The sequence below is a fragment of the Veillonella parvula genome (assembly GCF_040094895.1).
GTDB classification, from domain to species: Bacteria; Bacillota; Negativicutes; order Veillonellales; family Veillonellaceae; genus Veillonella; species Veillonella parvula_L.
Genome location: NZ_JBBNGV010000002.1, coordinates 186,842 through 212,549, shown reverse-complemented (window position 1 = coordinate 212,549; position 25,708 = coordinate 186,842). Strand labels below are relative to the sequence as shown.

The following is a 25,708-nucleotide window of genomic DNA, read 5'->3' as shown; positions in this document are numbered from 1 at the left end:
GAAAAGTTATAAGGTATAGTATTATGAATGGTTTGTTTGGTTTATATATAGAAAAATGGATGCATTTAGTGACCATAAAAAATATGTTACTACTTGCTGTGGGATCATTAATTATAACTGACTTAGGTTTATACGTATTAATGTTGATTTTTCCAAAGAGTCCTTTTTTTAAAACTTTTATTTGGGAGGTCATAGGTCCTGTAGAGCTAGAGGCGCTTCCTATTATTGGATATATACTTGGAATTGTAGCCTTTGTTCTTGTAACTTCTGGTATTTTATATGGTATTTTTAAAGTTTTTAAGGGGCAGGTTACCTATAAGCAGCTAGTGGCAGATTTACTTTTGAATAGCTGTATTGCTAGTTGGATTCATTTAATTTTTGTACTTATTGCGGCACCTGTTTATCTTTTCTTAGATTTACGTATTCGTGGTGGTTCGGGTGGATTAAGCACCATGGAACTAGTTAATGTTTTTATTATGGCACAACTCATGTCTAAGCAATTTGGTCTAAATCTTTGGATAACGGGTATTTCTTTTTACATAGTATCCTTCATCTTTGGTGTAGGAGGTATAATGTTGTCCATGACGGTTTAAATATAGTTTGTGTTACGATTAGAAAAATATAGGTGTTTTGGAGGTTCTATGGAAACAAAATGGTATTCAGATATTTGGCAGCTTATGGTAGCTCCATTTAAACGTGGTATTCCACAGATTGTAGAGCATGGATCTTGTCGCAAAGGGTTCTATGCTACAGTAGCTTTGGCATTGGTGGCATTCGTATTTTCAAATATTCTACCTACTTTTTTGAGTATGATATTTGTGGATAAACTTAGTGTTGCACTTACTGGTGCGGCGGCTCTTTCTGGGGCCGGTATATTAGGCCTAGCGGTTGGCTTGCTATTTGCTTTTATTGGTATTGCTATTTATTCTGCGATTTTCTCTTGGGTCGCCAATAAATTTGATGCCCATACTACATATGAGTCTGTGTTAAAAATCATGTGGTACGAACAAGCTTATAATCAGATTATGGGCTTAGTATATTTCATTGGCTTCCTATTACTATCATTGCCATTTTTGTTGCTACTAGGCTCTAATCCTGACTCTATAGTAGGTAGTATTGTATGGATAACTATTATTATATTCGCAACGATAGCTTTTGCAGTCTATACATTCTGGGTATGCTTAACATTGTTGAGTCGCCAAATTAATAAATCCCGTTTAGCAACTTTTGGTATTTCTATTATTACGAGTTTGATTCCTGTAATCCTTTTAGGTATCTTGATTGGCATGGTAGTACTTGCTACTTCCAGATAATTACATAACATGAAAGGGGCTGTAACAAAATACCCCTTACTACGAAAAAAGCTATTAGCTGATTATATATAATCTGCTAATAGCTTTTTCTGTATTTTATAAGGGAAAAGGGCCCCGAAGGACCCATTCCATTAGGATAATTAAAGTATGAAAAGATGTCTGTTTTGTGCTATAATGATGAACGGAAAATGAAAAGGAACTATTTTTTATAGTTCCTTATTGTGTGTTGTATGTTATAGTATTCAAACTTAAATGTTGTGTATGTATATTGTGTAAAAGGTGGTGATACCTATGATGGTGGGTTTAATGCAGTTTATCTATCGTTTATTAAACCCTATTGAAGAGAATAATCCTCGTATGTATCACTTTGATATTGCCTATGGGCAACTCATAGGAATGCTGCTATTAACACTCATATGTTATCAATTTACTATTGTAGGTGAAGGCGTATATTTAGATGCTATACGTGCGTTTATACGCAATTCTTCGTTATTAGTAAGGTGGGAATCGCTATCTCTTCCAGTAGGTCAACATGAAATACAACTTTTTTTGGAACAGATGGGTAGTCCTAGAGAATTTTGGAATATGGGTCGCTTTGCATGGGTAATCGGAAAAGTTATTTTCATGGCATGTATCATTATAGTTTATGCGGTTGCTCAACAGCGTAAATTTTATGTTCGAACTGTTACAACCGGTATTTTGCATATCATGTCATTTGCTCAACTTGTTGTGGCATTGATTACTTTTACAGCAGGGATTATGCTGATTTTAACTTCGGTACCATTAATACTGCAAGCGATCATTGGCTTCTGTATGATTGTGCTATGTGTTTTAAGTACCGTATTATTGTTACAAACTATGGGACGTATTGTGGGAGCATGCATTAATGGGACCCCTTATGAAGGTTTGATTCTAATGTTGATTGCTCTTTTGGTAGCACACGTGTTTGAATGGATTTATATGTTGACTCGATAAAATACATATGATATATCTAGGACGAGACATAGCTCGTCCTTTTTTACTAGTTTTAAACTAAAAGGAGCATTTATGACATGGTATAAGGATATATTACATTTATTTACCAAGCTTAGCGAACAATCATTTCAGAATATTATTAATTATGGATCTCATACAAGAGCCATTCTGAATCTAGTCGTATCTACTATTGTATTATATATAATGACCTATAGCTTACCGTTTATGGTGAAAGTTATATCTCCAATGCTCGGGATTAAACGGATTACTGGGTTAACTCATTTTGATGTAATTAGTATTTTAGCAAGTTCTGTATTTTTAATTTTTCAAATTATCATCGGTTCATTTGTTATATGGCGCTTACTTGTTTTATTAGGTGGTCGTGGTACTTATGGTGGGGTATTGCGCAATTATATATATGGATTAGCTTATACAAATGCACTTCGCACGGTTGTCTTAGTATTAATTCATATACTAGGGATTATTTTTTTCTCTTTGTCTCTTCAAAAATATGTAGGGGATATGGCTTATCTTATTACGATGTTCAGCCAGTATTATGCCGTGTTCATTGTAGCCCAATTAATGAGACGTTATGTTGAATTAGGTATCATTAAAACCTATATTGTTATCTTTATTGTGGCATTATTATCTGTCTCTGTATTACCTCAATGGATTCGCTTTGTTCATACCCTTTTCAAATGATGTATTATAATAAGACTTAAAAAAACCGCAAGATAAAATTCTTGCGGTTTTTGTTCACTCTATAATAAGTTGGGCTTCGTAGTGTTGTAATAATAGAGCCACATTATCTTCGTCGTATTCGATTTGTTGTGACCATCTAGCAATTTGTTTTAATGGTTGTCCCTCTAAGGCGCTGGCTATAAGTATATAGTCAGTACCATCCTTTGCATAGGCTAAGATAGATTCCAAGGAATAATCTGATAGCATATCGATTTGGCGATACAATATATATTGGTACACTTTGTTAAATAGACTCATATCTTCATGCTGTATATAGGTCTGTACGGATGCGATGAGTTGGTCTAGTTTATTAGATAATGTATTAACTTGTGCTGTCCAATTCTCATCGATGGGTTCCGTTTGTTTATATAGGTCTAATAGTTCTTTGAAAGACTGCTTTGAGGGCTTTGGCGTATATTGGAATAGATTAGGATCTAAATCAAAGGCTAATAATTCAAAAACATTGTGGAGTGTTAATCGCTCCTCAGAATTGAATTCATTATGGTCATCTTCAATTGTAAAGAGGAGTAAGTCCATTGGTTCTTGTCGGGCCAATAGTTCAACTGAAGCTTCACAAGATAATCCAACGCCACATAGTTCTAAGTCTTCAATGTATTTATAAAAGCGTGGATGCATATGACAGGTGTCACAAAGTCCTTCTTCTCCTAATTCAAGAACTACTTTGCATAGACCTTTTTCATTGAGTAAGGGACACATAGGTTGTGTTTTAGAAAAGATAAAATGACTGCCTTCATCATCAACAGTGATGGCTTGGCGTAAGCTTTCACCAAGAGAACCTGTCATGGAATGATAACATTCAGCAGTAGGCTCATCTATATCGATGGTCCACAGCTGACAACATGTATTTTCGCATTGATCGGCCTTGCATTGAAATTCGTGATATATAGTGGGGTAAATTGAAATCATAGTTAGCTCACATGTAGTTACAAAAATGAATCTATGTGCATTGTATCATAGGGCGCAGGTACATGCACTAATTATATAAATAAAGATTATAAACCGCGTTGATTTAGTGTATAATTGTATATATATTGTTATGATAACTGTTTGAGATATGGAGGAACCAATGAGATCATTTTTTGTAAAAGGTAGCCTTGTATTGGCCTTGACAGCGGCATTTGGCATGCCAAATGCAAGTGCAGCCCCTTTAGTAGCTGTAGAGCCAACTGTGGCAGTTGTTGATGGCAACCATGCGGCAATTGTAGGAGCTAATGGTTTATTAAATGCCTTTATCCAAAATCATCCAAATGCTGGAATTACGGAAATCGCCTTTGATGCAGATGGAGGTCAAATTAAGTATGATGTTGAAGGTTTTGATGAATCTGGTAAGTATGAGTTAACGTATATCTATGCTACTAATCAAATCTTTGAAAAGCGCGAAGGGGACTTCCATAAATCACTAAAGAAAAAATCGTTTGATCCTCGGGAAATCTTACCGCCTGCAGCTGTGGTGAACTTTGCTTACGCCCAAACAAAAGGTAAAGCTGTGAGCCTTAATGAATGGGCTGTGCGCTATGATAAAGGTAAAATTGTCTACAAAGTTAGCTTTGGTACAGCAGATAATAAAGAGGTACATGTGCGTATGGATGCAATGAATGGTAAATTGCTATCTGTTAAATTTGACGATTAATATATGATTGACTAGTTATTATATCTTAATAGTGCCTAGTTATTTTATTCTGAATATAATAATTAAATGCCTTAATACTATTTTTCTTAAAAAAATAACTAGTATTGAGGCATTTTTTGTGAAAGTTTGCTCATGAATGTGAAATTTTAGATATCGATACGTATATTTTGAAGCCGTTTATCCCTTATATATGGGATAAACGGCTTTTGATATGTTTTTCATGGAATTTTTAAGTATAAAGTAAATCCCATAGGATTTCATAGGAATTATATATAAATTCATTCTAAACTCACTATAAAATAAGCTTTTAACAGTGCTTCTACATTTTGACTTCATAGACTGTCGATAGTATGTGTACCAGTCGAAAGACAAACTCAACTATATCTGAAATTTCCAAGCTATATATCTACAAGTCCATGCTGGATATATGTTTTGGAACTTACATGATGACATTGAGTTGACTGGAAATATACATGCGTAAAGTTGCATGTAAATGAATTAATAAGGAGGACAAGATGAAAAAATCTATTTTAAAAAGTAGTATTGCTTTAGCAGTGGCTGGCGTATTTGGTGCCACTATAGCTGTAACAGCAGCTGAACCAGTAACTCCAATGCCTGTTACACAAGAAACAGCGAGTGCAGCGACTCCAGCACAACCAGTTACTGATCCAGTAGTTCCTACTACAGCGGTGGCTCCAGATGTGGCTACTACTGCAGTTGCACCTAAAACTCCGGTAGCTCCTGTAGCAGACGGTAATCAAGTAGGTACAGCAGTTCGTAATACTACACCAGTTCCAACAGCTACACAAGATGTTAAAACACCAGTAGCTCAAGAAACTGTAGTACCTAGTACAGAAAATCCTGCAGCAGCAGTTCCTACTATTGAAACTGCATCTGTAGCTAAAGCTCCTAGTGAAACAAGAGTAGTACGCGGTGGCGATAAAAAATCTGAATCTGTAGCAAAGCATGATAAAGAAGTTAAAAATACTAAAAAAGCTGCAGTAGACAAAGCGCCTAAAGTAAAAGTTGTGAAAGACGAAAAAAAGGCTGATAAAGAAGAGCCTACTAAAGAGGAAAAAAAAACTCTAAAAGTAGAAAATCACAACCTAGCACAACCAATCAGCAAGAAGGCGTAGTAGACCAAAATAGTATTTTCGTAGTTGGTGCTAATTATTTAATTGACCAATTCGAAAGTAAATTTGGAAACTCCAAAATCACTAATGTATCCTTCAAAACTCAAGGTAAAACTGCCATCTATGAAGTAGCTGGTTTTAATACTAGTGGTGCTCATTCTATGACTCTAGATGTGGCTACTGGTAATGTAACGGATGGTACTCCTAAAGCATATGATGCATCTATGGAAGCTAGTGCTATTGATGCTGGAACAGTAATACCTCCACATGTGGCAATTAATGCAGCTTTCGTACAGTCTGGCAAGGTAGCGACTGGTATTAATGCGTGGTCTCTTGCTAATCAAAATGGTAAACCACTATATACCATAGAATTCCATAATGCACAAAATAAACCGATATCCGTTGTATTGGATGCTAAAACAGGGACGGTAGCAAAATAAGTTGATCTCCTATTCTATAGCGCTGTAAAGCAAACCCTTTCAAAAACGAACACTAAGCACTCAAAACTATACACACATAACATAAATACACTTACACACACATACACAACACACAAAAACACACACAATAAACAACACACACAATAAACAATTACACACAGCCCTCTGGATTGGATAGATAAACATTGACTCTCTCCTATGCCATCTATCGTTCAGAGGGCCCCTTATGAATTGTGGTTCCCTCCGAATCATAAGATTATATACTTGGTATATATACTCTCTCTCACAATAAGAACGTAACTGCTTTACAGCACGCTGGGTATAGGAGAGCAAGAAAGCCCGTATCACATGTAGAATTCTACATGTGATACGGGCTTTCTTTATTTTACATAGGTTAAATATATTGTCGTGGTACGCGCTCTGAGAATCCACAAAAAATCTCATAAGGAATTGTGGAAGCAAGGGCTGCAATTTCTAAAGCAGAAATGCTTTCATGACCTTGAGACCCTAGAAGCACCACCTTATCGCCAGGCTTTACCGTGATTGTATCCGGAACAGAAACCATGAATTGATCCATACAAATACGACCTACTACGGGACAACGAGTGCCATGAATCAGTACGGTGCCCCGATTGGATAAACTACGAGGGTAGCCATCCGCATAGCCTACAGGGATAGTAGCAATTGTCATTGGCTCAGTTGTGATATAGGTAGATCCATATCCAATGCCTTCGCCAGCAGGGATATGTTGTACATGAATAACTTCACTATGGAAAGATAAAACAGATTTTAAGCCCAATCGATTTGGCACATCAAGAGATGGCATGATACCGTATTGAATAATACCAGGACGAGCATCTGTGAATAGACTATCTTTGACAGATAAAAGACCTGCACTGTTGGCGAGGGAGAAACGGTAATCTGCTTCTGGACGGAATGCTCGTATTTCATCTACCATGCGATGAAATTTTTGCGTTTGGCTATGGGCGTGTGATTGATCCGCCGCATCAGCATTGCTCATGTGGGAGAAGAATCCGTCTATTTCCAAATTTTCGTAGGACTCAATGCGTTTGATAAACTCAATGGCATCCTCAGGCTTGATACCGATGCGATGCATGCCTGTATCAACGGCAACAGCAACGCGAATAATCATGTCGTGATTATCGGCTACTTTATTGAGTGATTCCAAGTCGGTAGATTCACAAACGGCAGGAATCGAATTAGTGTCTGCCACAAGTTCAAAGGATTGTGGCCTTGTGAGTCCTAATAAATAAATAGGTACCATAATACCTGCATTGCGAAGTGGTACGGACTCCTCTGGAATAGCAACGGCTAAGGATTCGTAACCTTCCTCCACGGCAATACGACCCATCATAACACTGCCGTGGCCGTAGCCATTGGCCTTGATGACAGCTGTAGACGTACTCCATTCAGGTAAACTATCTTTAATTTTACGCAAATTCTCGCGAACGAGACTTGTATTTATGGTCAAATAGGTAGGTCTCATGGTATTCCTCAATTCTATATAACATTACTCTTATTTTATAACTTTTGGGGAATTACACAATACTTTTGTGAAAGTTATATACAGAAAAATGAGTTTTACTTTGAATTTTATAGGCTTTATACATATATTATATACAATAATTGTGAAAGTAAACTAATTGGTTGTGAAAGTATATTAATTGGTATAGGTATTTGATATATAATAGAAGTTTTTTTAGTATAAAATTATATAAATAATAGTATAATTTATATAGAAGTAGTATTACATATATTTAAAGCTATTCAATTTAGGAGGTTCTCATGAGTGAACGTGTAGTAGTGGTAAATGCAGGCAAAATGAATTATGACCATGCATTGGATTTCTCCATATTATCTAATGATGTGCAGGTCTACGAAGATAGTACGAATGCTGAGCTTATTGAACGGATTCAAGGTGCTCGTGTTGTGGTTACAAAAGAATTGCCTGTAAGTGCCGAATTGCTTTCACAATTTCCTGATACTGTAGAGCTTATCGTAGAAGCAGGTACTGGCTATAATAATATTGACCTTGACGCAGCAAAGAAAAAGGGCATCACTGTGTGCAATATTCCTGCGTATAGCACAGAGCGTGTAGCACATACAGTGATCATGATGATCCTCAATTTTGCTTCTACCATGCAGCAACAAATTGGTATGCTTGTTAAAGGTGATCGCAGCAATTTCACGAAATACCTTCAAGTGAGCCATACAGAAGTGAATGGTAAAACATTAGGTGTTGTCGGAGCTGGTCACATCGGTATGGAAGTCATCAAAGTTGCAAAAGCGCTAGGCATGAACATCTTAGTGCATACACGTACACCAAAGGCTGATGGTGATGGCATTCGTTATGTGAGCCTTGATGAACTGCTAGAAAATAGTGACTATATTTCCTTACATTGCCCGCTAAATGACCAAACTAAACATCTTATTAATAAAGAAACAATCGGTAAGATGAAGCCTAATGCGGTCATTGTGAATACGGGTCGTGGACCTCTTATTAATGAAAGGGACCTTTGTGAAGCATTAGCCGCTAAACGCATTGTTGGAGCCGGTCTTGATGTACAGGAGGTAGAGCCTCCTGCAGAGGATAGTCCTCTCTATACACTAGATAATGTTATCATTACTCCGCACATGGGGTGGAAAGGCCTTGAAACACGTCAACGCTTGGTAGGAATCATTCGAGATAATGTACAAGCCTTCTTTAAGGGTGAACCAATCAATGTTGTATCTTGATAAATTTTAAATAATTATATAATAGGTTCTATAACGGCATGAAAGTAATTGTCTAATTCTGTAGGCGATTCTTTCATGCCGTTTTTTACCCACCATAACACCATTTCCACAAAGCTACCTGAAATATGATTAATAATAAAGTCATCCGGTAGATTTGTATTTGCTTTACGGTCTTGGTTGATAAAATATCCTTGTACAAACTCATTTAGATGATCCCTGAAATAGCGCAAAAAGATTTCGTTATTATCACTAGCTAGTAGCTCCAGGATTTTATTTTCATTTTGCTGTAAATGTTGTAATAAATGACCAAATACTGAGACTGGATAAATACTTTGTTGATACAGCCCATGAGCATGCGGTAAGTGATTAATACTATCTTTTATATGTAAAAATAAGTCTTTGCAGAGTGCTTCTAGCAATGCTTCTTTTGTGTCGAAATGAGCATAAAAGGTGGTGCGCCCAATATCTGCGGCATTAATGATTTCCTGAACGGTGATTTTGTCATACGCCTTATTAGATAATAATTCGTTAAAAGCTATAAATATGGCTTTGCGAGTTTTTTTCTGTCTACGATCCATAATAACTCCTGTCATTCTTTAAGTACAGAATAGCGTATATGTTCCATAATGAACATATACGCTGTTTTATATATTGTATTAATACCATAGGTTGATACAATTAAAATGAACAAGGTGTTCGCTATCGTAATTATTGTACTGTAAGTATAGTTGTAATTCAATTCATATTGATTGGGAAAGTCTGATAAGGGGATTGCTATATGGTACATCGAATACATGATATATTATCTGGTTTATATATGACGATTTTAGCGGGGCTATTTTTACTGCTTGATGGAATTCCGCATTTGATAGAAGAGTTTTGTGGACAGAGACTATTTCAAAATATATTCCCTTTTGAACCTTCCTGGATTACCGTTATTATTTGTGGTTTTCCTCTTGTATATTTATCTATACGAAGGATTGTATATAATAAGGGAATTAGTAAAATCTCATCGGCTCTATTGATTTCCATGGCTATGTTTGCAGCTATTGCCATTGGAGATATATTTGCGGCTGGTGAGGTAGCGTTTATTATGGCTTTAGGCGCTCTCCTTGAAGAAGCAACTACAGAGCGAGCGAAAAAGGGATTAAAAAAGTTAATTTCATTAGCACCTGTTAAGGGCCGTAAAATACAGGCTAACAAGGAAATAATGGTTCCTGTAGAGTCTATACAAAGCGGTGATTATTTACGAATCCTTCCGGGCGAAACAATCCCTGTAGATGGACGCATTATTAATGGTGAAACAACGGTAGATCAATCCATTATGACAGGAGAGTCTATACCTGTTGATAAAACAATTGATGATGATGTATTTGGCGGAACGATTAACTGTTTTGGTGCCATAGATATTATAGCTACTAAAGTGGGCGAAGATAGTTCTATTCAAAAAATGATTCAACTTATTAAAAATGCGGAACAGAAACAGGCTCCGATTCAGCGTATAGCTGATATTGTTGCTAGTCGATTGGTTCCTATTGCATTGTTGATTGCTTGCATAGGCTATCTAGTAACTGGAAATATCATCGTCGGTGTTACTGTGTTGGTAGTATTTTGTCCTTGTGCATTGGTGCTTGCTACACCTACTGCAGTTATGGCTGCTATTGGTCAAGCTACTAAACATGGAGTTATTATTAAATCTGGTGAAATTCTTGAAACTATGGGAAAAGTAGATACTATGGCATTTGATAAAACCGGCACATTAACACGTGGTCAGTTAGCGGTCCAATCTATTTTAGCCGTTGATACAGATTATAGTGAGACCGATATTCTTCAATTAGCTGCATCTGCAGAGGCTAAGAGCGAGCATCCTATTGGTAAAGCTATCGTTTCTCATGCCATAGAGCAAGATTTAGAAATACTTGATACTACTTCGTTTACGATGTTCGTAGGTAAAGGGATTATAGCCGTAATAAAAGGTCGAGAATTATATTGTGGAAATGAACGATTCCTTGAAGAGCATAATATTATTGTCAGTGAGTCTATTCAACAAGCCATTAATGTATATCGAAGTGAAGGAAAGGTATCTGTCATTATTGCAGATAGAGAGCATATTATAGGTATCATTACATTATCTGATACAATGCGAAATGATGTGATAAATATGATATCTGCTATCTCAAGCTTAGATATGACAACAGTATTACTTACTGGTGATAGTAAAGCAGCCGCTACATATATTGGAAAGAAATCTGGCGTTTCCAAAATACATGCGGAGCTTTTACCAGGAGAAAAAGTAAGTATTATTGAATCATTGCAAGGGAAACATCACAAGGTTTGTATGGTTGGCGATGGAATTAACGATGCTCCGGCTATGAAGACTGCTGATGTGAGTATTGCAATGGGGACTATTGGTAGTGATATTGCCATAGAAACAGCAGACATTGCTTTGATGAGTGATGACCTTAGTAAAATTCCTTATATTAAACGATTATCAGATGCTACGATTAAAACTATAAAATTTAGTATTGCTTTATCAATGGTCATTAATTGTATCGCTATTATTCTCTCATTGCTTGAGGTTTTGACGCCTACTACAGGTGCATTAGTGCATAATGTGGGATCTTGTTTAGTGGTCCTCATCGCTGCCCGTTTGTATGATAGAAAGTTTATTTAAATGCAATAAGAGCCGTCCCCAGTTGTATGGGGGCGGCTCTATTGATTAGGGCTATCATAGATCAAGTTTTGGTATATATATTTATATATATCAAGGGAGGTAGTTATCCTCAAACTTGATTATGATTGATGTTGTGTTTTGATGGGACTCCACCAATGGCGTCTATAGGCCTTGATGCCTTCCACCACGGTTCTTGTCGCTTTAGCTGCAATATCTTTCGTTGCAGCTGGGATGCCCTCTAGGCGATAGGGAATACCTAACTCCTTATATTTAGCAATACCCATAACGTGATAAGGTAAGCAATCAACGGCTTGTAAATTTTTCAGAGATCCTAGAAAAAAGCCTAGACGATAGTGACGATCGGCATTATCTGTAATCGTAGGGACTACTACGTGACGAACCCAAATCGGAACTTCCACGTCTGCCGTCAATCGAGCAAACCCGAGAATGGGCTCTAACGGTTTACCCGTTAACCATAAATGCTTGGCTGGATCGATTTCCTTAATGTCTAGGATGACGAGACTAGTTACACTGAGTAATTTACGGTATGCCACCTCTTGGTGGGGGTCAAAACAAATTCCACTTGTATCTAAACAGGTATGGACGTTTCTTTCACGGAAATATGTGAAAAGCTCAATAACAAAGTCGATTTGCATAAGAGCTTCCCCACCTGTGACGGTGATACCACCATTAGTATAAAATTGGCGGTTACGTTCGTACTGGTCCCATAATTCCTTTACGGTCATGAATTTAGCATTATCGCTAGTTTCATCCCATGTATCAGGATTATGGCAATAAGCACAGCGCATGGGGCATCCTTGAAGAAATACCACCATGCGCATGCCTGGACCATCAACCGTACCCATCGTTTCAACCGAATGAATACGTCCAGTCATAGGAAACCTCGATTAGATACGTTGATGGAATGTACGGGAAATAACTTCGTCCTGTTGTTGTTTTGTCAATTTGTTGAAGTGCACCGCATAACCGGATACACGAATCGTCAATTGAGGGTACAACTCAGGATGTTTTTGAGCGTCTAACAATGTTTCACGAGTAAACACGTTAACGTTCAAATGATGGCCGCCCTTTTGGGAATAACCATCCAATAACTCTACCAAGTTATCAACTTGTTGGTTGCTCATGGGTATAACCTCCTTTCAACCAAGACTAACACTCGTATCGGTGCCGGTGAAAGCAGTCCGATACTGTGGAAGATTTTATTTATCTTCCTCTATAGTAACATTTGGTTCGCTGCATGCGAAGTTTGTATTGCTGTTAGGCAATTGAGAAGGGTCTAACTCAATATCAAAATCGCTGACGGAAACAAATGTTTCACCAGATTTACCTAATGCGTCCGGAATGATAGAGAAGGTATTAGAAATACCATCGGAGCAATCACGCCATGGCATTTTAGCTACGGATGCCAACGAGGATACGGCACCGTGAGAATCACGACCGTGCATTGGGTTCGCGCCAGGAGCGAAAGCTTCGCCAGCCTTACGGCCGTCCGGAGTAGAACCTGTAGCAGTACCATATACTACGTTGGAAGTAATTGTTAACAAACTCATAGTAGGAACGGATTGACGATATGTAGGATGTTTACGAATCTTGTTCATAAATGTGGAAACAACCTTTGCTGCCAAGCTATCTACACGGTCATCATCGTTACCATATTTAGGGAAGTCACCTTCGATTTCGAAATCAACAGCGATGCCATTTTCGTCACGGATAGGTTTTACCTTAGCATATTTAATAGCGGATAAGGAGTCTGCTACTACGGATAAACCAGCGATACCAGTTGCAAACCAACGAGTTACCTTGCGGTCATGCAATGCCATTTCTAGTTTTTCATAAGCATATTTATCGTGCATGTAGTGAATGATGTTCAATGCATTTACATATACGCCTGCCAACCATTCCATCATGTCGTCGAATTTTTCCCATACTTCGTCAAATTCTAAGTATTCGGAAGTGATAGGGCGGTACTTAGGACCAATTTGTTTCTTCAACTTTTCGTCAACGCCACCGTTGATAGCGTAAAGTAAGCATTTAGCCAAGTTGGAACGAGCACCGAAGAATTGCATTTCTTTACCAATACGCATTGGGGATACGCAACATGCGATGGCGTAGTCATCACCAGAGTTAGGACGCATCAATTCGTCATTTTCGTATTGAATGGAAGATGTTTCAATGGATAATTTCGCACAGAAACGGCGGAAGCCAATCGGCATGCGAGGGGACCACAATACAGTGAGGTTTGGTTCTGGAGCAGGACCAAGGTTAGTCAATGTATGTAGGTAACGGAAGGACATCTTAGAAACCAATGTACGGCCGTCAGTACCCATACCACCGATGGATTCAGTGGTCCAAACAGGGTCACCTGTGAACAAATTGTTGTATTCGTGGATACGTGCGAAGCGAACCATGCGCAATTTCATGATGAAATGGTCTACGAATTCTTGGATTTGTTCCTCTGTGTATGTGCCGTTGCGAAGGTCTCGTTCCGCATAGATATCGAGGAATGTGGAGTTACGACCAATGGACATAGCAGCACCGTTTTGCTCTTTAATAGCACCAAGATAGCCGAAGTAAATCCATTGCATAGCTTCGCGAACATCCTTAGCTGGTTTGGAAATATCATAGCCATAGGATGCTGCCATCTCTTTCAATTCTTTCAAAGAGCGAATTTGATCTTGTATTTCCTCACGGTCGCGAATGACATCTTCTAGCATGTCACCCATTGTAATGCTAAATTGTTCTTTTTTATCTTCAATGAGATAATCTACACCGTAAAGCGCGATACGACGATAGTCACCGATAATACGACCACGGCTATACGCATCTGGTAAACCAGTTACAATGTGAGCTGTACGTGCAGCTCGCATTTCTGGAGTATATACATCAAATACGCCGTCATTGTGAGTTTTGCGATGTTTCTTGAAGAAGTCCTCTGTTTGCGGATCCATTTTGAAGCCGTATTCTTCAATAGCGGATTTTGCTGTACGCAAGCCACCATATGGGAACATAGCGCGTTTTAAAGGTTTGTCAGTTTGCAAACCAACGATTGTTTCAAGTTCTTTGTCGATATATCCTGGCGCATGGGCAGTAATGTGTGTGGCCACGGAAGTATCAGCATCAAGCATGCCGCCTTTTTCACGTTCTTCTTCATAAAGCTTCATTACTTGTTCCCACAATTTTGTTGTTCGTTCTGTAGGACCAGCAAGGAAGGAATCGTCCCCTTCATAGGGGATATAGTTTCTTTGAATAAAGTCGCGTACATCAACGGCTTTATCCCACACACCTGTGTTAAAATCTTTCCATGCAGTATGTTGCATTTTGCACCTCCATAAAAGGATATAACTATAGATTTCTATGCCTATAGTGTACAATGTTTGTAGCAATTCTACAATGAATAGATGATATAGATTTTCAATACATACTATGCGATTTTGTGAAGTATCTCATAAAATTCCATAAGCTGAATTGTTGACGTTTGCTTGTATATAGATGAATATATAAGTTTTTTCTTTTTGTGATCTCACTTGATGTATACATAATAATATGAAATTGCATATCAATATTAATAAAGGAAATAAAAATTTCATTAAAGAGAATGAAGGCGGATTATTCAATAGTATGATCGGATAGTTTATATTTGTGTATTGTTCGGAGGCCGTTTACATCTTGTACAGAATTAGCCTGTAAGTCTTTATAAATGCACGCATATTGGAATGCTACAGAACGCTGCCAGCCAGGAAAACAAGCGTTTCTTTTCTTCACTGACATCATATACTATACTCTGAGCAGCTCTTGTTGAAGAGTAACTGATATTGCCTAAAATAGGAGGTTACATTATGAATTTTAATGAAAAATTACGGGAGTATAGAAAACAATCTGGATTATCTCAAGGAAAATTAGCGGAAATACTTAATGTGTCGAGACAGGCCATAACAAAATGGGAATCGGGCAATGGAATGCCGGATATTTCAAATTTAAAGGCCCTTTCAGGTGTATTCAATGTCTCTGTGGATGAATTGCTTTCAGAAGAAGCGGTTAAACCTCGATATCCTTATGAAAGTATCGTAGAATACGATATCGATGAGATAAAACATTTCGACATTAAACTAGGTTCTGTTAATCACGTAAAAATGAGAGCTGGAGAGGGTGAGAAGATAAAGGTTCAACTGGTCAGTGATACTATTGAAAATTTGACGGAACTGGTGAAAGTAAAAATCGATGATATCAAAAGGCGTATCGATGTGGATGTAAATCGTTCCAAATCCTTATCTGAAGAGCTTGTAAAAGAACATTTGTCGATTTTTATAAATTTGCCTGAAAAATATATGGGAGATACGGAGCTAGCGACCCATTGTGAAAAACTAGAACTATTTGATATTATTAGTGAAAAGTTTGAGTTAGACGGAGCGGCTAAAGAAATTTATATTGCCGGCGGTAACAGTCATATAGAGCTGGATAACAACTCTCCAATGGAGATATATGTAGCGGATTATACGGGGCGAATTGATGTGAATCAGATATCGGCGAAATCTCGGCTGCATGTCCCTCACGAGTATGCTTTCAAAGCGGTGAAAAAAGGTATTCGCACTAAATTGCTCTTTGAAGAAGGTGGACATCTTGTAGACGATTTTTCTGTGTCTGAATCAGAAAATCAAATTGAAATTAATGGAATCAATAGTGAACTTACAATAGTCAAGTTAAGTGAATAGTTGTATTAACTACATAGACATATCTGCTACATAGTTTTCATAAAGCGTTATTACTTGTTCCAACGACTTTGTTACACATTTTGTAGGTCCTATAAGGAAGAAATCAGCCCCTTCATAGGAATAAAAAGTATGATTAAATTTATTGTAGTGTTAGGGGTATATTATGGTACTATTGAGATAGTGTTATTAAGCTATAAAACATGTAGATAACATGATCTTGGTAGAATGAATCAAGATAGAAATAATCTGGATAGAATATACGTTGATCAAAGTGGATTATAAGCTTGTATAGGCGAATGCTGTTGAAAGGTGGATGGTAATGACAAATCGAAAGAAAGCACTTTTAGGTGCTTCTGCTACTATTGCGGTGTGGGCTACTGCATTTCCTTTCAGTAAAATCGCATTACAGTCCGTAGATTCATTGACACTGTCTGTGGCAAGGGTCATGGGTGGCGCTTTACTTATGCTAGTGATCGGTGTTGTAAAAGGGTTACATATACCGACAACATGGCGTGAGTGGGGACTATATATTCTGTTAGGTGCTACAGGGAATTTTCTTTACCAAGTTGTTTTTAATGAAGGCTTGCGCACAATTCCAGCGGCCACATCCAGTATTATTATGGCCTTGACTCCGATGACGACAGCACTGATGGCCACGATTATTTATAAGGATACAATACGACCCATAGGGTGGCTATTTACCATAACTGCATTTATAGGTGTAGCCATAATCATTCTATGGAATTCCGCCCTTACTATTCCTGTAGGAGCCTTGTGGACTTTGTTAGGGATGATACTTTTTGCAGTGTATAATATTCTAAATCGTGGACTTAGTTTAAAAGGATATAAGCCTATTACCATTGCTATGTGGTCTATGTTTACGGGGGCTATTATGGCATTGCCCTTTGCAGAACATGCCCTGGAAATGATTGTAGTATCGCCGATTAGCGCAAAGTTTGCTATGGCATACTTAGCATTTTTATCCAGTGCATTAGGTTTTGTATTCTGGAGCTATGCTTTGGAACATGCTGAAAAGGTTTCTGATGTAACTAATTTTATGTATATCTCGCCTATAGTGGCAGCTATTGTAGCAGCATTTTTATTGGGAGAAATACCTAATATGGGGCTCTATATAGGGGCGCCTATTATACTAGGATCTTTATACCTTTTCAATCAATATAGATGATTAGATTAAATATAAAAAACGTACATAGCACAGCGACTTTGGTACTATCCAAAATGGAACTAGACCAATGAAGCGTGCTTGTGTATGTTTTTTTATTTGCCCTATACTGTCATTCCTACAGCATAGTTTTCATACAGTTTTTTATAGTATCCGTTAAGTGCCATGAGTTCATCATGTGTCCCTTGTTCTACAATGGTACCGTTTTCTACCACTAGTAGGAAGTCCGCATTTTTTATTGTGGATAAGCGATGGGCGATAACGATACTGGTTCGACCTTTGAGGAGTGTGTTCATCGCTTTTTGAACCTCTACTTCGGTACGGGTATCTACGTTAGCCGTTGCTTCGTCAAGGATGAGAATGCTAGGATCAGCTAAGAAGGCCCGAGCGATGGTAATTAATTGGCGTTGACCTTGGGAGAGATCATCACCACCTCGGTTGAGCATCGTATCATATCCATTGGGTAATGTACGGATAAAGTGATCTGCCATGGCAAGCCTTGCGACATACTCGATTTCTTCACGTGTAGCATTTGGCTTGCCGTAGCCAATGTTATCGGCGATAGTACCCGTGAAAATCCAAGCGTCTTGCAATACCATTCCTACCGTATTATGTAAGCTTTCACGAGACAAATCCCGAATATCTACACCGTCAATAGTGATGCGACCATTTTTAATGTCATAGAAGCGCATGATGAGATTCACTAATGTAGATTTGCCAGCTCCGGTAGGACCTACGATGGCTACCATAGAGCCAGCTGGAATGTGAATATTAATATTCTTCATAAACACATTGGACGGTGTATAACCAAAATCAACATGTTCAAAATCAATTGTCCCCATATGAGCTTGATTACTTGGTTGATTGGCCGTCATAGATGTGTTAGTACTAATAGCGTCTCTATCAGTTTTTGATGAGCTGTTGGATAATGTCAATTTTCCATCATCAATTTCAGATGGGGCATCAATTACCTCGTAAATACGGCCTAAGGCCGCAGCGGTTTCTTGGAATTTTGTCATAATATAGGAACTACGAGATAGGGGATCGGATACCTGACCTACATAGAGGAAGAATGCCTGAATATCCCCAATGGAAATGGACCCACGTAATACCATGAGACCGCCTTGAATAGCGACGAGGCAATAGGTAAATTGATTTAAAAATTTTACGAGAGGCTCTACAAGCTGACTGGTGAAAGCAGCACTTCGCATACTTTTAAATAGATTGTCATTCAGTATATTTACTTGGCGAGTTGTAGTCTCTTCTAGACTAAAGGTTTGAATAATTGGCTTGCCTACAACGATTTCTTCTATGCCACTGTTGAAAGCTCCTAATGCATTCTGATTTCTAAGATACACGCGGCGGGCTCGTTTAGATAGCCACGTTAAGCATACGATACCAATCAGTATGATGACGATAATGGATGTTCCCAAAATTGGACTGATCCAGAGCATCATTGCAGTGGCGCCGATGATTCCGATAATGGCGGACACGAGACCGGGCACACCTTCACCTATCGTTTCAGCAACGGCATCCAAATCAGAGGTTAGACGGCTTAGAAGATCACCACGTTGGTGATCGTGAAAGTATTCGATAGGCAATGAGTATAAGTGAGTACTCATGCGTGTACGCAAGGCGAGCACTGTTTTTGATCCAATAGAGGCCATCATGTATTCGCCGAAGTACGTGAATAAAGCATGACCTCCATAGATGGCAATAAGCCAGAGGATGATTGTATCAATAGAGGCGAATATGGTATTAATGTCTTGGTTTGTTTGTAATCCACTAATAATAGCATCTACGACCTTGCCAAGTAATACTGGAGCTGATACCTCAAACATAGCTGCTGTGATAAGGACTAAGATGAGTAGTGCCAGCCACCCCCATTGGCTTTTAGAATCGATCAGGAAACGATGTAATGGGTTCATGCTGTCACCTCCTGAGATGCTAAAATTTGTTTATATACGGTAGAGTTTTCAGCTAACTCATCATGAGTGCCATACCCTGCCACTTGACCTCTGTTGATGATTAAGATGTGGTCTGCCTTTTTGGCAGCACTTACTTTTTGCTCTACAGAGATGAGAGCGGGGCGATTGTCCTTTTGCAATTCCTCATGTAATACGGTGCGAACGGCACGCTCTGTGGTGCCGTCGAGAGCAGAGAAACTATCATCGAATATAAATAAATCTGGTTTGCGCACGAGCGCTCTAGCCATGGCAAGACGTTGGCGTTGACCTCCAGATAGATTAGTGCCACCTTGGGAGATGATATATTGGTAACCACCTTCAAGGCGACTAATAAATTCATCCGCCTTAGATAATCGGCATGCATTTTCTATATCTTGAACCGAAACATCTTGGTTTGGTGCAGCACCGTAACGGATGTTCATTTCTACAGTCCCTGTAAATAAGTAGGCTTTTTGTGGGACATAACCGATACGTGAGCGTAAGTCATCTACATTCCATTCATAGATAGATTTGCCTTTGAAGAGAATGTCTCCAGACTCAATGGAGAATAGGCGAGGGATTAGGTTTGTAATCGTACTTTTACCAGAACCAATGTCACCCATAATAGCCAATGTTTCACCGTGATGAACGGTAAAGGAAATATTTTCTAAAGCCGGCGATTCTGCATTATCGTAACGGAACGTAACATTGCGAAATTCCAGAAGTGGAGTATCATCGTTTGCCGATGCCGATGCCGATGCCGATGCCGATGCCGATGCCGATGCCGATGCCGATGCCAAATCTATAAAATTTTTACTATCTTTTTGGTTAACTATATAATAGGTGTCTAAATTTGTATTTTTATTATATGGTTCAGGGAATGTATCAGAGTTTTCGTGTTCCAATAATTCTCGAATACGGGTGTAACATACGATAGCTTCGGGTATATCTATGATGACGAAAATAGCCATGAGCATACTTAAGAGGATAAGGTTAGCGTATTCAATAACGGCCATAATGTCACCTATTTGTAGGGATCCTATGCTTACGTTATAGCCTCCGAGCCAAAGGATAGCAACGGTACTCATGTTAAAGAGAATTAATATAGTCGGTAAACCAATAGCAAAGGTTTGGCGTAATCTTTTATTAAGTTGAGCTGTTTCTGTAAAAATTTCTATTTCTTTAGTATTTTCGTAATGTCTTCTATTGAAAGCTCGTATAACAGGCATGCCCACAATATGATCACGTACCATATCGGTAATAGTATCTAGTTTTAGTTGTAACGCTTTAATAATAGGTAAGGCGCGACTTTCAATAAAAATTATGGTCAGTATCATGAATGCCATAACAGCAAGGATGACGAGACCTAGTTGCCAGCTCTTATAGAAGGTTAGTCCTAGACCAATACATATCATGAGAGGCATAGGGAGAATCATATTTAAACCTTCTCCTAGAACTGATTGAATTTTCTCAACGTCTCGGCTGGTCCGCATGAGTATGGTGCCTGTACCAAAGTGTGTAAAGTCGCGTAGTGAAAAGGCTTGTATAGCTTTCACCAAATTGTCGCGCAATACTTTGCCTATAGAGGCTGAAATATGAGCGCTCATAGCAACACCTAGGATAGCAGACGATACTGTTAATAGTGCAACGATAAGCATCGTTGCACTAGAGTTAGTAATCATCTCTAAATCACCATGGAGGACACCGTCATTGATGATGGTAGCTGTTAAGGTTGGTATATATAAAGTGCCTGCTACATTGAGTAACGAAAGAAGTGACACAATGATAATAGAGAACCATAAAGGTTTTATATAACTAGAAATTAACTGCATTTCAATCCTTTCGACATATCTTTCGATATATTAGTAATTTTCGATGTTTATATTATATTGTATAAAACCAAAAATATCTAGTAAAAACTATTACTAAAAGTTTAGTATCAATCAATAAGTATTATGACGAATATTATATTTTCACTAAAAATATTCTGCTATACTGTATTTGCAATTTTGTAGTTTTATTTTTAGTAAGGAGTGTTCCTAATGAAGTTGAATTGGAAATTATTCGCACCGCTTGTAGTAGCTATTCTTGTATGGCTCATCGGTGCGCCTGAAGGCCTTAGTCCAAATTCTTGGATTTATGTAAGTATTTTTGCAGGCCTCGTGGTGGGGTTGATTTTAGAACCAATCCCACCCGCTTTTATCGGTATCATTGCTGTTACCGTATCTATGTTATTTAAGGTTGGTCCAGCACCTATTGTGGATAAAGCAACTGGTGTAGCAAAGGCTATTACGGATGCTCAAGCTATCAGCTGGGGGCTTAGCGGTTTCTCTAATGCCATCGTGTGGTTGATATTCGCAGCATTTATGATCGGTATCGGTTATGAAAATTCTGGCCTTGGCCGACGTATTGCATTGTTCCTCGTAGCCAAGCTCGGAAAGTCCTCTTTAGGCCTTGGTTATGCCATTGCTATTACTGACCTTGTGTTGGCTCCATTTATTCCAAGTAATGCGGCTCGTTCTGGTGGTACGATTTATCCAATCGTATCCAGTATTTGTCCGATGTTCGATTCTTATCCAGATAAGAATCCTCGTAAAATTGGTTCTTATTTAAATTGGGTAGCATTGGCAACAACTTGTGTATCTAGTTCTATTTTCTTGACTGGTGCGGCGCCAAATCCATTGGCTCTTGAATTGTCTGCTAAGTCGGGTATCGTAGCTGCCAACTGGGGTACATGGTTCTTAGCATTTTTGCCAGTAGGTATTATTCTATTTATCATTACACCATTGTTGACGTATGTATTCTGCAAACCAGAGGTAAAAGGTTCCCCTGAAATTGCAGCATGGGCAAAGGATGAGTATAAGAAACTAGGCTCCATGACACGCAGTGAAATCTTCATGGCCTTGATTTCCGTGTTGGCTCTTGTATTGTGGATTGGTGCTTCTACATTTAAAGTGAACCCAACTACAACAGCTTTAATTGTTATTATCTTGATGATTTTCACTAAAATCATGACATGGCAAGACTTCCTTGCTAATAAACCAGCATGGAATGTTTTAACTTGGTTCGCTACACTCGTGCCTATGGCTTCTGGCCTTAAAAATGTAGGTTTCTTGGAATGGCTTGCTAAATCTGCTGGTGGTTCTTTAGTTTCTCTAGATCCAACTGTGGCAGTTCTTGGCTTGTTGTTAGCATTCTGCTTGCTTCGTTACTTCTTTGCATCTGGTACTGCTTATGTAACGGCTATGGTAGGCTTATTTGCTACTCTAATTCTTCAAATTCCTGGCGTTGATCCAGCGCAAGTTATGTTGATTCTTTTAGTACCAATGGGGATTATGGGTATCCTCACACCGTATGGTACTGGTCACAGCCCAATCTGGTTTGCCAGTGGCTATAACAAAGGCCCTGAATTCTGGAAATTGGGCGCTATCTTTGGGATTATCTACCTTGCGATATTTATTGTGGTGGGTATTCCATGGATTCAGTTCGTAATGCCACTTTTAGGATAGGCTTTCCGCCGCCATATGTCTCTCTGCGCTCCATTCGCTGCAAGTCGCTGGACAGACATATGGCGGCTTCTTTTATCCTGAAATGGCAATACTCACTTTGGGAAAAGCAAGTCGAGCTTACAGAACGCTACGAGGGGCTTCCTTTATATCCGAAAATGGCATAGCTCACTTCGGGAGGGCAAGTCGCTGGACAGACATATGGCGGCTTCTTTTATCCTGAAATGGCAATACTCACTTTGGGAAAAGCAAGTCGAGTTTAAAGAACACTACGAGTAGCTTCCTTTATATCCGAAAATGGCAAAACTCGACAGAACTCGACAAATCTAAAATAATAAATATAATATTGATGTGATAGTAAATATCTTTTTTGGGTTTTCTGATGGAGGTGGTTTATTATTATGTCTGCTACAGAGCGTGTTGTACAGTCGATTTTATATGAGCTGGGCTGTGTTTTGATTGGCTGTTTGGTGATGCAGTTTGTTCCGCATGAGGGGCAGCCTTTGGTCTTGATGATTATTTTTTCCTTGTTGGCGATGGTTTGGAATTTTGTGTTTAACTGGATATTTGATAAACTAGTACCAGGTGACCGATTAGCGCGAGGGCCTGTAATCCGCACAATTCATGCAGTGTTGTTTGAAGGTTTGTTTATGCTTGCCACAGTGCCTATTATTATGTACATGATGCATATGAGTTTTTGGATGGCCTTTGCTACAGATATAACGATGACATTAGTCATATTAGGTTATACTTATATTTATAATTGGGTATATGATCGAGCACGTCTATATTTTGTAGAGGCTTAATTTTAAATGTGAGGTAGGTACCTCTTGTAAAATCTATATCGTATAGTAGGAGGTTCTTATGTCTACAAAATCTATTACGGGCACAGGTCTCTTGTTGGCCGTAGCCTTATTGGCGCAAAGCTTGCGCCTCATTTTCCCCTTTATTCCTAATCAGGTGAGCATGTTCCTCATCGGTTCCATTACATCTGCTACATTTGTTTTAGCGACGTGGCGCTATGGTTGGAAGAATGGTCTCGTTATCGCTTGGATTGCTCCGGTAGTAGCGCATTTACAAGGTATGTTACCGCTACCGCCGTTCATTTTGATTACGGCTCTTGGCACGACAGCGTATGTATTTGTGGCACATTGGTTACAACATAAGCCAAAGCTTTTACTTATTATTGTGGCGGCTTTGGTAAAAGCCGGCGTACTCTTTGGCGGGTATTCCTTGTTTTTCTCCTTGTTCCAATTTCCACCAAAGATTGTAAATACCATGCTTTTCGTATCTAGTTGGCCGCAATTGGTAACTTCGTCATTAGGTATTATTTTGGCATTACTTATTACAAAACGCACTAAAAATTAGGTCAACTTAACTTAGAGTTATGACAACCCATTCAAAATAGATATGTCTTTTTAGGGGCACTCAGGATGTATGAGTGCCCATTTTTGTTGACCTTAATCATTGTCTACTCTTATAATTAACATATTGTATACAAATATGAGGAGTTGATTGGAATGAAGTTTAATACAAAATGCGTTCATGGCAGTGGTAAACCGGATGATACCGGTGCGATTTCCCTTGCAATTTATATGTCTAGTACGTTCTCTCATCCAAAGTTGGGTGATACAACAGGTTACCAATATTCACGTGAGTCTAATCCAACACGTGACCGCTTAGAACAATTGATGGCAGGCCTTGAAGAGGGGATAGATGCGTTGGCATTTTCCTCTGGTATGGCTGCGGTGGATGCAGTATTCCATTTATTTTCTCCAGGAGACCATATCATCTTAGGTGATGACTTGTATGGTGGCTCTATCCGTATGTTCACGAATATTTACGAGCAAAATGGTATCGAGTTTACGTATGTAGGCACTTCTGATCTTGATGCGGTGAAAGCAGCTTTTAAACCGAATACAAAGGCTGTATATATTGAAACACCAACAAACCCTATGATGGAGATAACCGATATTCGTGCACTTTGTGCATTGGCTCACGAACGCAATGCGCTAGTAATCATCGACAATACCTTCTTGAGCCCATACTTCCAAAAACCATTGACCTTGGGTGCCGATATTGTTGTTCATAGTGGTACAAAATTCATCGGTGGTCATCATGATGTTATTTCTGGTTTTACTATTGTAAAAGATGAAGAAATCGCTGCAAAATTGCGTTTAATATATAAAACCGTAGGTGCATGTTTATCTGCTATGGATAGCTGGCTCGTCATTCGCGGTGTAAAAACATTGGCTCTACGCATGGAGCAACATCAAAAGAATGCCATTGCTCTTGCCGAATGGCTAAAAAAACAACCAAAAGTAACTAAAGTTTTGTTCCCAGGCCTTCCTGAACATCCGGGCTATGAAATCAATAAAGCCCAAACAACAGGCTTTGGCGGCATGTTATCCTTCGAAGTAGATAGCGCAGAAACTGCTAAACAAGTACTAGAAGGCATTGAGCTTATTCAGTTTGCTGAAAGTCTAGGTGGTACAGAATCCTTGTTGACATATCCTGTAACGCAAACACATCCAGATTTAAAACCGGAAGATGCAGAACGTAAAGGTATTACACGTCGTTTGTTGCGTTTATCTGTAGGGATTGAAGATACAGAAGACTTGATTGCAGATTTGGAACAAGCTTTTAATAAATAAAGGAG

At 38.7% G+C, this 25,708-nt stretch carries 23 protein-coding genes; 15 read left to right on the top strand and 8 right to left on the bottom strand.

Features of this window, described 5'->3' with window-relative positions:
* The first annotated feature begins 23 nt into the window (after nucleotides 1-23).
* The 4 genes from AAAT26_RS04985 to AAAT26_RS04970 all read left to right on the top strand — a co-directional run bounded on the left by AAAT26_RS04985 (nucleotide 24) and on the right by AAAT26_RS04970 (nucleotide 2,990).
* Nucleotides 24-593 carry a hypothetical protein gene (locus AAAT26_RS04985; RefSeq protein ID WP_278456690.1) on the top strand — a complete coding sequence of 190 codons (570 nt, stop codon included), beginning with the start codon at nucleotides 24-26 and terminating at the stop codon, nucleotides 591-593.
* A 48-nt stretch (nucleotides 594-641) separates the two neighbouring features.
* Complete coding sequence (locus tag AAAT26_RS04980) at nucleotides 642-1,313, top strand: hypothetical protein (protein WP_278456689.1); 672 nt, start codon at nucleotides 642-644, stop codon at nucleotides 1,311-1,313.
* 291 nt (nucleotides 1,314-1,604) lie between these two features.
* On the top strand, nucleotides 1,605-2,288 hold the full coding sequence (locus tag AAAT26_RS04975) for a hypothetical protein (RefSeq protein ID WP_021147683.1): 684 nt from the start codon (nucleotides 1,605-1,607) through the stop codon (nucleotides 2,286-2,288).
* 72 nt (nucleotides 2,289-2,360) lie between these two features.
* Nucleotides 2,361-2,990, top strand: a complete 630-nt coding sequence (locus AAAT26_RS04970) for a hypothetical protein (RefSeq protein ID WP_156697109.1) — start codon at nucleotides 2,361-2,363, stop codon at nucleotides 2,988-2,990.
* A gap of 54 nt (nucleotides 2,991-3,044) precedes the next feature.
* Here AAAT26_RS04970 and fliB read toward each other — a convergent pair whose 3' ends face one another.
* Nucleotides 3,045-3,956: a flagellin lysine-N-methylase gene (gene fliB, locus AAAT26_RS04965; RefSeq protein ID WP_349208941.1), complete on the bottom strand. Its 912-nt coding sequence runs from the start codon at nucleotides 3,954-3,956 to the stop codon at nucleotides 3,045-3,047.
* Between the two features lie 160 nt (nucleotides 3,957-4,116).
* On the opposite strand from fliB, the gene AAAT26_RS04960 reads away from it, so the two are divergent.
* The 3 genes from AAAT26_RS04960 (at nucleotide 4,117) to AAAT26_RS04950 (ending at nucleotide 6,253) form a co-directional block, all read left to right on the top strand.
* Nucleotides 4,117-4,680, top strand: coding sequence for a PepSY domain-containing protein (locus AAAT26_RS04960; RefSeq protein WP_349208940.1), 564 nt, complete (start codon nucleotides 4,117-4,119; stop codon nucleotides 4,678-4,680).
* Nucleotides 4,681-5,195: 515 nt separating this feature from the next.
* On the top strand, nucleotides 5,196-5,816 hold the full coding sequence (locus AAAT26_RS04955) for a ribonuclease E (protein WP_156697111.1): 621 nt from the start codon (nucleotides 5,196-5,198) through the stop codon (nucleotides 5,814-5,816).
* A 158-nt stretch (nucleotides 5,817-5,974) separates the two neighbouring features.
* A complete protein-coding gene (locus AAAT26_RS04950; RefSeq protein WP_024061721.1) occupies nucleotides 5,975-6,253 on the top strand; it encodes a PepSY domain-containing protein in 279 nt (92 codons plus the stop codon).
* A 394-nt stretch (nucleotides 6,254-6,647) separates the two neighbouring features.
* Here the strand turns inward: AAAT26_RS04950 and alr are convergent, their stop codons facing one another.
* Entirely contained in the window at nucleotides 6,648-7,760 is a 1,113-nt protein-coding gene (alr, locus tag AAAT26_RS04945; RefSeq protein WP_349208939.1) for an alanine racemase, read from the bottom strand.
* A gap of 299 nt (nucleotides 7,761-8,059) precedes the next feature.
* Here alr and AAAT26_RS04940 point away from each other — a divergent pair, with 299 nt between their 5' ends.
* Entirely contained in the window at nucleotides 8,060-9,010 is a 951-nt protein-coding gene (locus AAAT26_RS04940) for a 2-hydroxyacid dehydrogenase (RefSeq protein ID WP_287526368.1), read from the top strand.
* A 14-nt stretch (nucleotides 9,011-9,024) separates the two neighbouring features.
* On the opposite strand, the gene AAAT26_RS04935 is transcribed toward AAAT26_RS04940, so the two are convergent.
* Entirely contained in the window at nucleotides 9,025-9,588 is a 564-nt protein-coding gene (locus tag AAAT26_RS04935; RefSeq protein ID WP_287526370.1) for a TetR/AcrR family transcriptional regulator, read from the bottom strand.
* A 200-nt stretch (nucleotides 9,589-9,788) separates the two neighbouring features.
* Between AAAT26_RS04935 and AAAT26_RS04930 the strand changes: the two genes are divergently transcribed.
* Nucleotides 9,789-11,684, top strand: coding sequence for a heavy metal translocating P-type ATPase (locus AAAT26_RS04930; RefSeq protein ID WP_287526373.1), 1,896 nt, complete (start codon nucleotides 9,789-9,791; stop codon nucleotides 11,682-11,684).
* A 119-nt stretch (nucleotides 11,685-11,803) separates the two neighbouring features.
* Here AAAT26_RS04930 and pflA read toward each other — a convergent pair whose 3' ends face one another.
* The 3 genes from pflA to pflB form a co-directional block, all read right to left on the bottom strand.
* The gene (gene pflA, locus AAAT26_RS04925) at nucleotides 11,804-12,580 is read right to left on the bottom strand and encodes a pyruvate formate-lyase-activating protein (RefSeq protein WP_004693958.1); all 777 of its coding nucleotides are present in this window, start codon (nucleotides 12,578-12,580) and stop codon (nucleotides 11,804-11,806) included.
* Nucleotides 12,581-12,592: 12 nt separating this feature from the next.
* Nucleotides 12,593-12,829 (bottom strand): autonomous glycyl radical cofactor GrcA3, encoded by a 237-nt coding sequence (gene grcA3 / locus AAAT26_RS04920; RefSeq protein WP_004693956.1) that lies wholly within the window; start codon nucleotides 12,827-12,829, stop codon nucleotides 12,593-12,595.
* Nucleotides 12,830-12,904: 75 nt separating this feature from the next.
* A complete protein-coding gene (gene pflB / locus AAAT26_RS04915) occupies nucleotides 12,905-15,022 on the bottom strand; it encodes a formate C-acetyltransferase (protein WP_039965381.1) in 2,118 nt (705 codons plus the stop codon).
* A 519-nt stretch (nucleotides 15,023-15,541) separates the two neighbouring features.
* Here pflB and AAAT26_RS04910 point away from each other — a divergent pair.
* The gene (locus tag AAAT26_RS04910; RefSeq protein WP_287526376.1) at nucleotides 15,542-16,414 is read left to right on the top strand and encodes a helix-turn-helix domain-containing protein; all 873 of its coding nucleotides are present in this window, start codon (nucleotides 15,542-15,544) and stop codon (nucleotides 16,412-16,414) included.
* A 319-nt stretch (nucleotides 16,415-16,733) separates the two neighbouring features.
* Nucleotides 16,734-17,600: a DMT family transporter gene (locus AAAT26_RS04905; RefSeq protein WP_287526378.1), complete on the top strand. Its 867-nt coding sequence runs from the start codon at nucleotides 16,734-16,736 to the stop codon at nucleotides 17,598-17,600.
* 101 nt (nucleotides 17,601-17,701) lie between these two features.
* Here the strand turns inward: AAAT26_RS04905 and AAAT26_RS04900 are convergent, their stop codons facing one another.
* Entirely contained in the window at nucleotides 17,702-19,525 is a 1,824-nt protein-coding gene (locus AAAT26_RS04900; RefSeq protein WP_316058012.1) for an ABC transporter ATP-binding protein, read from the bottom strand.
* On the bottom strand, nucleotides 19,522-21,375 hold the full coding sequence (locus tag AAAT26_RS04895; RefSeq protein WP_349208938.1) for an ABC transporter ATP-binding protein: 1,854 nt from the start codon (nucleotides 21,373-21,375) through the stop codon (nucleotides 19,522-19,524). Before AAAT26_RS04895 ends, AAAT26_RS04900 begins: the two co-directional genes overlap by 4 nt.
* Nucleotides 21,376-21,585: 210 nt before the next feature.
* Between AAAT26_RS04895 and AAAT26_RS04890 the strand changes: the two genes are divergently transcribed.
* The 4 genes from AAAT26_RS04890 to AAAT26_RS04875 all read left to right on the top strand — a co-directional run bounded on the left by AAAT26_RS04890 (nucleotide 21,586) and on the right by AAAT26_RS04875 (nucleotide 25,703).
* The gene (locus AAAT26_RS04890; protein ID WP_287501345.1) at nucleotides 21,586-23,052 is read left to right on the top strand and encodes a DASS family sodium-coupled anion symporter; all 1,467 of its coding nucleotides are present in this window, start codon (nucleotides 21,586-21,588) and stop codon (nucleotides 23,050-23,052) included.
* 398 nt (nucleotides 23,053-23,450) lie between these two features.
* On the top strand, nucleotides 23,451-23,855 hold the full coding sequence (locus AAAT26_RS04885) for a PACE efflux transporter (RefSeq protein ID WP_128114419.1): 405 nt from the start codon (nucleotides 23,451-23,453) through the stop codon (nucleotides 23,853-23,855).
* A 58-nt stretch (nucleotides 23,856-23,913) separates the two neighbouring features.
* Complete coding sequence (locus AAAT26_RS04880; protein WP_012863843.1) at nucleotides 23,914-24,417, top strand: ECF transporter S component; 504 nt, start codon at nucleotides 23,914-23,916, stop codon at nucleotides 24,415-24,417.
* 152 nt (nucleotides 24,418-24,569) lie between these two features.
* Nucleotides 24,570-25,703 (top strand): trans-sulfuration enzyme family protein, encoded by a 1,134-nt coding sequence (locus tag AAAT26_RS04875; RefSeq protein WP_287526388.1) that lies wholly within the window; start codon nucleotides 24,570-24,572, stop codon nucleotides 25,701-25,703.
* The last annotated feature ends 5 nt before the right edge of the window (nucleotides 25,704-25,708 follow it).